Raw genomic sequence first — 12572 nt, forward strand, 5'->3', positions numbered from 1 at the left:
TAAATGAAAATTAACCGCCCTGAGTGGCAGTAATGATTAAAACTGAATCTTTGTCTTTAAGGAGTGTTTCTGCCCAGGCGGACAGCGGAATAATACGGTTGTTGAGCGCTACTGCAATCCCTTTTTTCTTTCCGGGTATTTCCATAGCCATGAGTGCTTCCAGATTACCGGGAAGTACTTCAAATGTTTTCGTAGTGTGGTTGATTGTAAGTTCCATTCCTAATTATTTTATATACTTTAGGAATGGCTCTTATTGTACAGTGGAATGTACAGCAAAAGTCATCAGCTTTTCCCTACGCTGGTATAATCCAGATCAGGTTCAAAGGGTAAAGTCTCAGTCTGTATGTGTACAGACACCCCTAAAGTCGGGACGAAGGTAGACATTTTTTCAGAACGGGCAAAATTAAGTTTCAAAAGAAAGCCCGGAGCTGTTGAGAACTCCGGGCTATTAAATGCTTTATTAAAAAAGTTTTATTTTTTAATGGCTTTGATATGGGTAGCACTTCCATCTTTCATGGTCAAATGAAGAATATACAACCCGGATTTTAAATCTCCCAGATCAATTTCTCTGGACAGATGATCAAGCGTTCTGATATTTCTTCCTGCACTGTCGAAAACCTGAATAGATTTTACTTTTTCAATATCAGTAATCGTTATGATATCTTTAAACGGATTAGGATATACTTTCATCTGCTCTTTCCTATTTACTTCCGATGTGCTTAAGCAGGCACTGTCTACCGTAGCGGTCACCGTTGTTCTTACACTTTCACAGCTGCTGGTGATCTGCCAGTCGTAGAAATAATAATACGATGTTGAAGGCGAATTTGCCGTTAGATTTCCATCCGTTATAGACATTACCCCCGGAACTGTAAACGGATAACTGCCCCAGCTGCTTCCGGATTCTCTTACCAGACTGCTTACACCGCCGGCTCTGGTCAGCATCATTAATTTATACTTGGTTCCCGGTTGAACGGTAAAATTCAAAGGGACATAGGTTTTTACATACGGAGCCGGAGAACCCGTCAGGTTTACCGTAATGGTTTGCAGGGTTACAGCCGGAGAAACGTTTCCGTCCTGCAGTGCAATTTCTACAGTTCCTGCTCCGGTACCCATCGGATATACATACACTCCATTGATTGTAGTTGTCGAATAGACATCAAAAAGAAGACCTGCATCCAGGGTATATCCTGATGTAGATATGGCATTCGTCAATCCCGTTGCGGATGAACTTCCCGTTGAAGCCGCTACGTAATATTGTGTTGTATTGCTCAGAGCCGGTGTCGCAAAACTTGCCCCGGTACCCACTACATTTCCTGCGGTAGAAGCATCATACCACTTGATAGATGCTCCTGCATCGGCTGTGGCAGTAAGTGTTGCAGACTGACCAGGGCAAACCGTTGCACCGGAAGTGGTAAGTATTGCCGGCGGCAGGCATTGTGTTACAACCTGTACAGGCTGAAGAGACCAGATGCTTGTATTTCCGCCTCCACAATTTGATCTGATCCACACGTAATACAAGGTAGAAGGAGCCAACGGTCCTATTGAGGCTGAAGTTCCCGGAACATTTGGATTCGTAGGGGGTGTGGAAGATGTCGGAGCCGTGTTCGTGGTGCTGTAGTAAATATCATATCCTGAAGGAGATGACGGGGAAGCAGTCCATGAAACGTTCGAACTGTTATTGGTTGTTGTTCCTCCTGTAAGGCCCGATGGAGCATAACATGTTGGAGGAGTCCAGATGTAGGTTAATCCCGCAGTTGGCATTCCCGGAACTGAATTCACCGTATTAAATGCCTGTGTACTGCTATTTGCCGTACCGGGAGTGGAGTTGACAAATTCTAAAGTCGTTGCATTAAGACGGGTATTGAAATCCGTTGCAGCAGCTCCTCTCAGGCCTATCTGAGCTGTTCCTGAAATACTTGCAGATCCTACTAAATAAGCTCCGTTGCTATACACCATCTGAATAACATTAGAGGTTTCCTGCAAGCGGATCTGGAATGAAAAAGTATAGGCTGCAGTGGTAGAAGTGCTGCTGTTCGGTCTGAAATTTCTCCACTGGATCACGGTTTCGCGATTGGGAGCAGTACCGGATGTTTCCCACATGATATCACCTGTGGTTCCGGCAATGTCGAAAACACTGCTTATATCGCGTCCAAAAACAGAAACGGCACCATCATAAGCAGTTGTACTTGATATGGGTGTAGTCGTTGTGGTACCAGGAGTAGTGGCACCAAAAGTGATAAACCCGTTACTTGATACATTCAATGCGTTGTATGCCGTTCCGTTAAAAACAAAATCGAAGGGCATGGTTACCGGATAGACATTGCTGTTAAGGTTGGTTGCCGAGGCATTACCGGTAGCAACTCCCAGTACGGTTCCGGAGATTGGACTATACGTTCCTGCCGATTGGGTAAAACTGTAGGCACTTACCTGAGCCTCAACCGTAGTAGCGGCAGCAAGCAGTACAAAACTGAAGGCAGCCTTCAGGTACTTTTTCTTTTCGTTGCCGAAGAAAAATTTGTAAAAATGTTTCATAATTGAATAGGGAATTTAGATTACCGACTAATGTATGAAAATTTTAAAATACTTCATTAAAAAATCAATTTTAACAAAATATTTATAACAAATCAAAATAAAACAAATCAATTCACCACATAAAACAAGAAAATAATATAAAATAATTTTACACAAAAGCCTTTCTTTAAAGCAAAAACCATCTCAAAATAGAGATGGTTTTATATTTTTTATAACCTGTTGTGCATGATGAAGCTTATCTTAATTCAAATTATTCATTTAAAAAAATTGTTTAACCTTGCTATTATTAAACACAAAGAAAGACAAAGAATTAATTTAATCTATTTAAATTAAGATAAACAAAGGCGTTTTACTTACGTTCGAAATACAATGCATAACGGTTTTTTTTAATAGAAAAGTTTCAGATTTCCATTAGGCTCATACTGGTTAGTCCACTCCTGTGTGTTATAAGAAAATCCACCACCAGGCTGGGAATATCTGGTTATTTTTTTCTGCGGATTATTCTTGGATAATGAAAGATAAAAGTATTCATCAAATAAAGCCAGCCTTTTAAAAGGGTTTTGAGCCGTATCAAAATTACTGAACTCTGTTTCTTGAAGTACGAGAAAGTCAACATTATTACGTCTTTCTGTGGCTACAACCTTTTGTAAGTTCCCGGAAGTATCATAGGTAAATCGGTCTATATAAGTTAAAATATAATCATTCGGATCGGTCGGGACGTAAGGCATATTAGGCAATTGGGTTGAAATCTCAACAAGCTTTCCCGCGTTGTCATAAGTGTAGGTCAGATGCTTTTCCCACTCAGGATATGGTGAATCAATAACAGATTTTACTACTCTCCCCTGGCTGTCAAACTCAAATGATCTTTTATTCAGTTTAACATTAAAATCCGAACTGTAAGTACCTATAATCGCAGTGTTTCCATTATAAGATACAGTAGTGTATATAGAATTTGAAAAAACTGATCCCCCTCCTGTACTCGAAGGAAACGTCATAATACCTCCGATCTTTTTAATCACTTTTCCCTGCCCGTCATATTCAAAATAGTAGTTAGGGTCTTTACCCGGTGAACTTTGGGCCATAAGAGGAAATGTGCATGAAATTTTATTGGGCGCCTGAGATACCGGCTGAGAAATTTCAGTGGAAACTTCGTCATCATTATTGGAACAAGAAGTAAAAGCCAGCAATGTGGCGAAGAAAAGTAATTTGGTTTTCATGTATACTATTAGTTTTTATCTTTATCCTTCACAAGCTCTCCAGATGGCATCATTTTGCGGAACAGGAGCTATGATCTCAATTTCTTCTTTCGTAACAGGATGAATAAATTCCAGTTTTCTGGCATGAAGATTAATGCCTCCATCCGGATTGGAACGCGGGGCTCCATATTTCAGATCCCCTTTTATGGGAATTCCGGTTTTCGACAGCTGGGCGCGGATCTGGTGATGCCTTCCCGTTTCAAGATCAATCTCCAAAAGCATGTAATTATCCAATGTTTTGATCACATGATAAGTCAAGATAGCTTCTTTTGCGCCTTCTGTTACTTTGGGAAAAACAATGGCTTTATTATTTTTCTCGTTCTTTTTTAAATAGTGAACAAGTCTCTGGCTCTGCGGGATCATTTCTTTTCCCACAACGGCCCAGTATGTTTTTTTAACCTCCCTGTTCTTCACCATCTGCGTTAAACGGGAAAGCGCCTTGGAAGTTTTGGCATAAATAACCAGCCCGGAAGTTGGACGGTCTATACGGTGAACCAGGCCGAGAAAAACATTTCCCGGCTTGGTATCTCTTTTTTTTATAAAATTTTTAATGGACTCCAGTAAAGATTCATCACCGGTTTTATCGCCCTGAACAAGCTGTCCTACTTTTTTGTTGACCACCAGAAGATGGTTGTCTTCATATACAATCTGCTCCTCCATGATTCATTATTGACGACGTCTGTTGGATATCGAAAGGATAACGCCAGCCAGAAGACCGATGGTTTTAAGTACTGAAAGCTTTGAATCTGCCGGCAGAAATGCCCCCAGTATACAAGCTCCTGCCGCTGCGTACATGGCATACATAAAATTTCTGTTCGTAAGCAAAGGAGCCTGAATAAGAAAACTTGCTCCTATCAATACATAAAAAACCCTTGCTGAAAGCAGATGATTAACGGCTGGTGAAAACAGATTGAACCAGCCTATAGCCATACAGATCAATGCTGCAATTGATAAAATCCCCTGGATAGATCGTTGTTGTTGCTCTTTCATCAATTAGTAGCTTTCATTTTCGTTAGGGAATTCCACACTTTTCACATCTTTTACGTATTGGGCCACAGCTCCGGTAATTTCCGTATACAGATCAAGGTATCTTCTCAGGAATTTCGGGCTGAAGCCTTTGTTCATCCCCACCATATCGTGGTATACCAGAACCTGTCCGTCACAGTCAGGGCCCGCACCGATTCCAATGGTAGGAATAGAAATGCTTTCGGATACTTTTTTAGCCAGATCAGCAGGAATTTTCTCCAAAACCACTGCGAAACAGCCTAATTCTTCCAAAAGCTGGGCATCTGAAATCAGTTTTTCAGCTTCTGCTTCGTCTTTGGCTCTTACTTTATAGGTTCCGAATTTATAGATCGACTGTGGAGTCAATCCTAAGTGTCCCATGACAGGAATTCCGGCATTGATGATTTTCTTAATAGATTTTGAGATCTCTTTTCCGCCTTCAATTTTTACAGCGTGAGCCCCTCCTTCTTTCATCATTCTTACTGCAGACTCCAATGCTTTCTCAGGATTACTCTGATACGTACCGAAAGGAAGATCTGCTACCACAAGAGCTCTGTCCGTTCCTCTCACCACACTCTGGCAATGATAGATCATCTGATCCAAAGTAATAGGCAGTGTGGTTTCAAAACCAGCCATAACATTTGCTGCGGAATCTCCAATCAGAACGGAATCTACTCCACCTGCATCCACCATTTTGGCCGTGGTATAATCATAAGCCGTAAGCATGGTTATCTTTTCCTTGTCGAATTTCATTTTACGCAAGGTTTCCGTGGTAACTTTTTTAATTTCAGAATGAACAGACATAATGTATCTATTTTTTAAAAGTTAAAAAGTCGGCTTTCGCCGACTTAAATTTTGTATGATTTTTATAAAACTACGTGACCTAGTTTCATCAGTTTGTCGTGGTTGAGAATTTTGATGTTTCGCCCGTCTACTTCTATGAGGCTGTCCTGTTTGAATTCGGAAATCAAACGGATGGCACTTTCGGTAGCGGTACCAATAATGTTGGCAATTTCTTCTCTCGTCAAAGAAATCTTGATAAATCCTTCAGGATCTACACCCAATTTCTGCTCAAGAAGAATAAGGATCTCTGCCAGTCTTTCTCTTACTGTTTTCTGAGCAAGGAAGGTGATGGTATTGGATGATTCTCCCAATTCATAAGAGATCTTCTGAAGCATGGCAAAAGAAAGCTGCGGATCTACTTCCAGAAGGTACATGAAGACATCTGCCGGAAGGAAGATGCATTCAATATCTGTCATGGCCTCAGCCTTTGCCTGGAAATTTTCCCCGCAAAGTAATGAACGATAGCCGATAATATCCCCCTCTTTGATAAATCTCAGGATCTGATCTTTTCCAAAAGCTCCGGACTTGGAAAGCTTGGCTGCTCCCTTTTCCAAAACGTATACCCCTTTAGGTGTTTCACCATCTTCAAAAATGGTGTCGTGCTTTTGAAAACTTAATCTTTTCTTGCTGTTAATATATTTTTCAAAATCAGTGCTAGAAAGTCTTTCCTTAAATGATTTATCATTAAAAACTCTGGCGAACCTCTCTTCAATTGCAATCTGTTGTTCCTGCGACATTTTATATGACATTTATCACAAAAATAGAACTTTTTAACACGATAAACAAAAAAAATTGTTATAATTTTGTAGTTCAATATTTTATGTGGTGAGCGAGAACTGTTTTCATTGTGGTCAAGGGATAGAAAAGGAGCGAATTTTGTTTGATGAAAAGACTTTCTGCTGCAACGGCTGCAAGTCTGTCTACGAAATTCTGAATATCAATAATTTAACTAATTTCTACGAGCTTAATAAAAGAGCGGGAATCCGTCCGAGTGAGGAAGGCTCTTCACAGTTTGAATACCTTGATACACCGGAGATCTTTGAAAAAATCACTGATTTCTCTGAAGGAAAGACCAGTCTTGTCACATTTAAAATCCCCGTAATACACTGTTCATCATGCATCTGGCTTCTTGAAAGTCTTCATACCCTGAATGAACATATCAACTATTCCCAGGTGAATTTCACCAGAAAGACCTTACAGATCTCATTCAACCATAACGATCTGAAATTAAGCGAACTCGCTAATTTTTTAACGAATTTAGGCTACAAACCTGTTATCAGCCTTGAAACAGCGGATAAAAATGTAGATCATCTTGATAAATCACTGCTGATAAAATTTGCCATCGCCGGTTTCGCTTTCGGAAACGGAATGTTCCTGGCTTTCCCGGAATATGTAGGGGGCGAAGATTACTGGATGGAGCATTACAAAGGGCTTTTCAGAACACTGATGTTCCTTCTTGCCTGTCCGGTTGTATTTTATTCCGCTTCGGATTATTATAAGTCTGCCTGGTATGGATTAAAGAACAGAATCGTGAACATTGACGTTCCAATTGTTCTGGGAATTTTCGTCCTTTTCGGCCGAAGTATTTATGAAGTGGTTACAGATTACGGTCCGGGATACTTTGATACGCTTTGCGGACTGCTTTTCTTCATGCTTATGGGGAAAATTTTCCAGAAGAGAACCTACAGCGCGCTTTCTTACGACAGGGATTATAAATCATTCTACCCTATCGCCGTAACCAAAGTGGATTTCGAAGGAAAACAGGACAACATCCTTCTTTCTGAAATTAAAGTGGGCGACAGAATTCTGGTAAGAAACCAGGAAATCATTCCGGTGGACGCCATTCTGATCAACGGAGAAGGAAATATTGACAACAGCTTTATTACCGGAGAAAGTGAAAGCATCAGCAAACAGCCGGGCGATAAAATATTTGCGGGAGGAAAACAGATCGGATCTTCTTTAGAGCTTGAAGTGATTAAAGATGTAGATCAGAGTTATCTGACTCAGCTTTGGAACAAGGAGGCGTTCAAGAAACATGAAACCGGACTGGACACACTGACGAACAACGTCAGTAAATATTTCACATTCATAATTTTAGGCATCGCAGTCGTTTCCGGGACTTACTGGGCTTTTATTGACCTGAATATTATGTTCCAGGTGATTTCAGCCATCCTTATCATTGCCTGCCCATGTGCACTGGCATTATCCGCTCCGTTTACTTTCGGACATATTATGAGGATTTTAGGCCGTAACAAGTTTTACGTAAAAGATACTTTAACGATTGAGAAAATTGCAAAACTGGATACTATTGTTTTTGATAAAACGGGAACCATTACGCACAGAAAAAAATCAAACATCAGATACGAAGGCTCAGAAATCAATGAATTTGACCAGCTGAATATCAAGACATTATTAAAGAATTCCAATCACCCGCTTTCTAAATCTTTGTATGAATTCATAGAGGTTGGCGACCTTTACTTCCCGGTAGAAAGTTTCCGTGAGATTTCAGGAAAAGGCTATGAGGCAAGTGTAAGAGGAAGCGTTTACAAGATCGGTTCCGCCCGTTATAATGAGCAAGAGCCTAAAAACCTTGAAACCGCAGTTTATATCAGTAAAAACGGGGAATTCGTGGGTAAATTCATCTTTAAAAATGAATACCGCCCGAAATTAAAAGAACTGTTTACCAAGCTTACCAGCTACAAAATATTCATCCTGAGCGGTGATAATTCCTCTGAGGAAAACCAGCTTAAAGAACTGATCCCGAATTACAAAGGAATGGCTTTCAACCAGAGCCCGGAAGACAAGCTTAACTACATCAAAACCCTTCAGGACCAGCACATGAAAGTCGCTATGCTTGGCGACGGACTGAATGATGCGGGAGCACTGAAGCAAAGTAATGTAGGAATAGCTATTGCAGACGACACAAACAGCTTTACTCCTTCTTCCGATGTGATCATGAATGGTGATAAAGTGGTTACGCTGGACAAGTATCTTAATGTGTGTAAAGGCTCGATCACTATTGTAAAAATGACATTCATAATCAGTTTTCTGTACAATATTGTCGGTTTAAGTTACGCAGTCACAGGTCATATGCATCCGCTCTTCGCAGCAATCATCATGCCAATCAGTTCCATCACGGTGGTTACATTCACTACACTTTCAACCTGGATTTTAGGCCGCAAATATTTTAAAAAGCAGGCGTAGAAGCCCTTATTTAGACTGATTTTAAATTAGCTGAAATCGGCATTTCGTGATGAATGTCATTATTTTTCACTAAATTTGAACCCCGAAAATAGGTTAATTTTGTTGTCCAATGGATATTCTATATTTAATGATCCTCTGCAGTGTTTCTTTAGCTGCGATTTTCTTGGTCGTATTTATAGTGTATGCCCGAAAAGGACAGTTTGAAGATGACGAATCTCCGGCTGTCAGAATCCTTTTTGATAATGGAGAAATCAAGGAAAAGGAGGAACCAGGCGACAAAGATAAAGACGATAAAAAAATAGGAGAGAATAATAAAATTGAAGAAAAAAGTGAATAGTTGATATGGAAACACAAAAGTTTAGTTATGACAACAGTATTGTCCGTGCGTTCCTTTATGCGACCTTAGTTTTCGGTCTTATAGGATTTACGTTCGGGCTTACGGCGGCATTAATGCTTTTCTACCCGGAATTGCCGGAATTTATATTCGGTACAGATGATACAACCATCAAAAGCCTTGCATCAGGCAATATTCAAGGGTTAATAAACACTCATGGTGCATTTGGTTTTGGTAGAATCAGAATGCTTCATACCAATACCGTGATCTTTGCATTTGTATGTAATATCGTTTATACCGGTATTTATTACTCGTTACAGAGATTATTAAAAACAAGAATGTACAGTGATACTTTATCATGGCTGCATTTCTGGACTTGGCAGTTTATGATCGTTGCTACGTTCGTTACGTTCTTTATGGGGATCAATACTTCAAAAGAATATGCTGAACACGAGTGGCCGATCGACATATTGATTGCATTCTCATGGATTATCTTCGGGATCAACATGTTCCTGACGATTTCAAAAAGAAGAGTAAGACACCTTTATGTAGCGATCTGGTTCTACATCGGAACATGGATTGCGGTGGCAATGCTTCACATCTTCAACAACCTTGAAGTTCCTTTATCTTTCACTGGCTGGAAATCTTATTCGGCATATGCAGGGGTAAAAGATGCTATTGTACAGTGGTGGTACGGTCACAATGCGGTTGCATTCGTATTGACAACTCCGGTTCTTGGTTTGATGTATTACTTCCTTCCGAAGGCAGCAGACAGACCGGTATTCTCCTATAAACTGTCTATTATTCACTTCTGGTCATTAATTTTCGTATATATCTGGGCTGGTCCTCACCACCTTCAGTATACAGCTCTTCCTGCATGGGCGCAGGCTGTGGGAACTGGTTTCTCTATCATGCTTATCGCACCGTCATGGGGAGGAATGCTAAACGGACTTCTTACGCTGAGAGGAGCGTGGGATAAAGTAAGGGAAAACCCTATTCTTAAGTTCTTCGTAGTAGCAGTTACCTGTTACGGGATGGCAACTTTTGAAGGTCCGCTTTTAGCCACTAAAAACATCAACAAAATTGGTCACTTTACAGACTGGGTTATCGGTCACGTACACTTAGGAGCTCTTGGATGGAATGGTTTCATGGCATTCGGGGTTATCTATTACCTGGTACCTATTATGTGGAGAACCAAAATATGGTCTGTAAAATTAGCTAACTGGCATTTCTGGTTAGGGACATTAGGAATTATTTTCTACGCAGTACCCATGTATATTTCAGGATTTACTCAGGGGTTAATGTGGAAGCAGTTCAACCCGGACGGAACTTTATTATGGAAAAACTGGTTGGATACCGTAACGGCAATCATTCCTTATTTCAAAATGAGATTCTTAGGAGGTTTATTCTATATTTCAGGATCTATCCTGATGATTGTGAACGTAATTGCTACGGTAAGAAAAGGTTCATTCCAGAAAGAAGTTCCAGCTGAAGCACCTGCATTGGCTAATATCGGAAACAAACGTAAAGAAGGTGAAGGTACTCACTTATGGCTTGAAAGAATGCCGTTATTATTAGGTATCCTGTCTTTCTTCACTATATCTATCGGTAGTTCAATTGAAATTATCCCAACGCTTTCCCTAAAGAAAAGTGTCCCGACAATTTCAGCTGTAAAACCATACTCACCGCTTGAATTAGAAGGTAGAGATCTTTATATCCGTGAAGGATGTAATGCCTGCCACTCTCAGATGATCAGACCGTTCAGGGATGAGATCACGAGATTCAACGGTAAAAACGGACAGTATTCCAAAGCGGGAGAGTTCGTATATGACAGACCATTCCTATGGGGTTCTAAGAGAACAGGACCGGATTTGCATAGAGAAGGAGGGAAAAACCCAAGTTCTTGGCATTACAAACACATGTACAACCCAAGATCTACGTCTGCAGGTTCTATCATGCCTCGTTACCCTTGGTTAATTGCCAATAACCTTGACAGATCCAAGATGGTAGACAAAATGAAGCTTATGAAGAATACATTCGATGTTCCTTACAGCAAAGCTGAAATAGATTCTGCCAACACATGGGCTGATAATCAGGCAACGAAGATTGTAAAAGATATTTTCTCTGAAGCGAATGACCTTAAGCAGGCTTATTCCAAGAGACCTCAGGGAGAATTGGAGAAAAAAGAGATTGTAGCTCTTATCTCTTATCTTCAGAGACTGGGAACAGATATCAAGACTACAGAAATAAAAACAGCAAGTACTAACTAAACATTAAAAGGTTCACATGATTCCTCAGAACTTTAAAGATATATTATCCAATACAGAAAACGCTGGTCTCTACCAGACGCTGGCTCTGATTTTCTTTATGCTGTTCTTCGTAGCTCTTGTAATCTATGTTTTTAGCAGACCTAAAAAATATTATAAGGAAGAAGAAGAAGCACCGCTTGGGGATGATGAGGATGACGATTTTAATTTAAAAAATTAAACTATTTATTATGAAACAAAGAACACCTGTTGTTGTAAACATCTTAATAATAACCGGACTTCTAATAGTTTTTTATTATTTGTTTGTACAGAGCTACTCGTTCCTGGCTTCACCTTACTTCTGGGGAACTGTGGTGATCAGTGCTATTTTAGCCTACATCCACAGTGCAATCGGAGATTTAATTGAAAACAATAAATTCAAAAAATTAACTCCGGAAGAAAAAGCAGCTTATTTAGCAGAAAAGAAGGTTCCTTTCCTGAGAAGAATGTACGACAGTGCTTTCAAGAAACAGTCTGCTACAGAAGAAAAAGATATCCTTATCGACCACGGTTTCGACGGGATTATGGAATTAGACAACCAGTTGCCTAAATGGTGGGTAGGTTTATTCTATTTTGGGACTGCTTTTTGTATTGTATATATCGCAGCTTACTCTTTCACAGATTTCGCACACCCGTTGAGCGAATATGAAAAAGAATATAAGGAGCAGATGGCAAGCATTGCTGATTACGAGAAATCTCAGCCTCCTGTAACGATAGAAACAGCGAAGTATTCAGCTGATAATATCGCAGAAGGTAAAGAACTTTTCAAAACCAACTGTGCATCTTGCCACAAAGAAGACGGAAGCGGTGGTATTGGTCCGAACCTTACGGATAACTACTGGATCAACCAGCCGGAGAAGACTTTATTTAAGACTGTTTTCCACATGGACTGGAATGGTTCTCCTACTAACCCTGCGATGAGAGCATTCGGTAAGAACGGAGAAGTTTCAGGGGCAGAGATTGAGAAGATTGCAGCGTATGTATATCACATCAATCAGGAACAGCCGCCAGTGACGCAGGCTCAGGGAGGAGCAGCTCCTCAGGGAACCGAAGCGCATTGGGAAAAAGAATAATTTAAAAGATTAGAAATCA

General features: G+C 40.3%; 12 protein-coding genes and 1 riboswitch. Of the genes, 5 read left to right on the plus strand and 7 right to left on the minus strand.

Annotated features, from left to right (window positions below; genetic code table 11):
• Positions 1–10: 10 nt before the first annotated feature.
• From thiS to JET18_RS10850, 7 genes are all read right to left on the minus strand, one after another.
• Positions 11–217 (minus strand): sulfur carrier protein ThiS, encoded by a 207-nt coding sequence (thiS, locus tag JET18_RS10820; RefSeq protein ID WP_202090972.1) that lies wholly within the window; start codon positions 215–217, stop codon positions 11–13.
• A 56-nt stretch (positions 218–273) separates the two neighbouring features.
• Positions 274–371, minus strand: a riboswitch (TPP riboswitch).
• Positions 372–471: 100 nt separating this feature from the next.
• Positions 472–2532, minus strand: a complete 2061-nt coding sequence (locus tag JET18_RS10825) for an Ig-like domain-containing protein (RefSeq protein WP_202090974.1) — start codon at positions 2530–2532, stop codon at positions 472–474.
• A 386-nt stretch (positions 2533–2918) separates the two neighbouring features.
• A complete protein-coding gene (locus JET18_RS10830) occupies positions 2919–3749 on the minus strand; it encodes a hypothetical protein (protein ID WP_202090976.1) in 831 nt (276 codons plus the stop codon).
• 21 nt (positions 3750–3770) lie between these two features.
• On the minus strand, positions 3771–4451 hold the full coding sequence (locus JET18_RS10835; RefSeq protein WP_202092549.1) for an RluA family pseudouridine synthase: 681 nt from the start codon (positions 4449–4451) through the stop codon (positions 3771–3773).
• Between the two features lie 3 nt (positions 4452–4454).
• Positions 4455–4778, minus strand: a complete 324-nt coding sequence (locus JET18_RS10840) for a hypothetical protein (protein WP_202090978.1) — start codon at positions 4776–4778, stop codon at positions 4455–4457.
• A gap of 3 nt (positions 4779–4781) precedes the next feature.
• The gene (gene panB / locus JET18_RS10845; RefSeq protein WP_202090980.1) at positions 4782–5597 is read right to left on the minus strand and encodes a 3-methyl-2-oxobutanoate hydroxymethyltransferase; all 816 of its coding nucleotides are present in this window, start codon (positions 5595–5597) and stop codon (positions 4782–4784) included.
• A gap of 62 nt (positions 5598–5659) precedes the next feature.
• Positions 5660–6373 (minus strand): Crp/Fnr family transcriptional regulator, encoded by a 714-nt coding sequence (locus JET18_RS10850; RefSeq protein ID WP_202090983.1) that lies wholly within the window; start codon positions 6371–6373, stop codon positions 5660–5662.
• An 88-nt stretch (positions 6374–6461) separates the two neighbouring features.
• Here JET18_RS10850 and JET18_RS10855 point away from each other — a divergent pair, with 88 nt between their 5' ends.
• The 5 genes from JET18_RS10855 (at position 6462) to JET18_RS10875 (ending at position 12553) form a co-directional block, all read left to right on the plus strand.
• Positions 6462–8840: a heavy metal translocating P-type ATPase gene (locus tag JET18_RS10855; RefSeq protein WP_202090985.1), complete on the plus strand. Its 2379-nt coding sequence runs from the start codon at positions 6462–6464 to the stop codon at positions 8838–8840.
• Positions 8841–8949: 109 nt separating this feature from the next.
• Positions 8950–9177, plus strand: coding sequence for a cbb3-type cytochrome oxidase assembly protein CcoS (gene ccoS, locus JET18_RS10860; RefSeq protein ID WP_202090987.1), 228 nt, complete (start codon positions 8950–8952; stop codon positions 9175–9177).
• A 5-nt stretch (positions 9178–9182) separates the two neighbouring features.
• Positions 9183–11444, plus strand: coding sequence for a cytochrome-c oxidase, cbb3-type subunit I (gene ccoN / locus JET18_RS10865; protein WP_202090988.1), 2262 nt, complete (start codon positions 9183–9185; stop codon positions 11442–11444).
• 16 nt (positions 11445–11460) lie between these two features.
• Positions 11461–11661, plus strand: coding sequence for a cbb3-type cytochrome oxidase subunit 3 (locus tag JET18_RS10870; protein WP_062652071.1), 201 nt, complete (start codon positions 11461–11463; stop codon positions 11659–11661).
• 10 nt (positions 11662–11671) lie between these two features.
• Positions 11672–12553: a cbb3-type cytochrome c oxidase N-terminal domain-containing protein gene (locus tag JET18_RS10875; RefSeq protein ID WP_202090990.1), complete on the plus strand. Its 882-nt coding sequence runs from the start codon at positions 11672–11674 to the stop codon at positions 12551–12553.
• Positions 12554–12572: the final 19 nt, after the last annotated feature.

Source organism: Chryseobacterium endalhagicum (genome assembly GCF_016745235.1).
In the GTDB taxonomy this organism is placed as follows: domain Bacteria; phylum Bacteroidota; class Bacteroidia; order Flavobacteriales; family Weeksellaceae; genus Chryseobacterium; species Chryseobacterium endalhagicum.

Coding starts and splice junctions, on each gene's coding strand:
- thiS (WP_202090972.1), bottom strand. CDS start 217: ATGGAACTTACAATCAACCACACTACGAAAACATTTGAAGTACTTCCC.
- JET18_RS10825 (WP_202090974.1), bottom strand. CDS start 2,532: ATGAAACATTTTTACAAATTTTTCTTCGGCAACGAAAAGAAAAAGTAC.
- JET18_RS10830 (WP_202090976.1), bottom strand. CDS start 3,749: ATGAAAACCAAATTACTTTTCTTCGCCACATTGCTGGCTTTTACTTCT.
- JET18_RS10840 (WP_202090978.1), bottom strand. CDS start 4,778: ATGAAAGAGCAACAACAACGATCTATCCAGGGGATTTTATCAATTGCA.
- panB (WP_202090980.1), bottom strand. CDS start 5,597: ATGTCTGTTCATTCTGAAATTAAAAAAGTTACCACGGAAACCTTGCGT.
- JET18_RS10850 (WP_202090983.1), bottom strand. CDS start 6,373: ATGTCGCAGGAACAACAGATTGCAATTGAAGAGAGGTTCGCCAGAGTT.
- ccoS (WP_202090987.1), top strand. CDS start 8,950: ATGGATATTCTATATTTAATGATCCTCTGCAGTGTTTCTTTAGCTGCG.
- ccoN (WP_202090988.1), top strand. CDS start 9,183: ATGGAAACACAAAAGTTTAGTTATGACAACAGTATTGTCCGTGCGTTC.
- JET18_RS10870 (WP_062652071.1), top strand. CDS start 11,461: ATGATTCCTCAGAACTTTAAAGATATATTATCCAATACAGAAAACGCT.
- JET18_RS10875 (WP_202090990.1), top strand. CDS start 11,672: ATGAAACAAAGAACACCTGTTGTTGTAAACATCTTAATAATAACCGGA.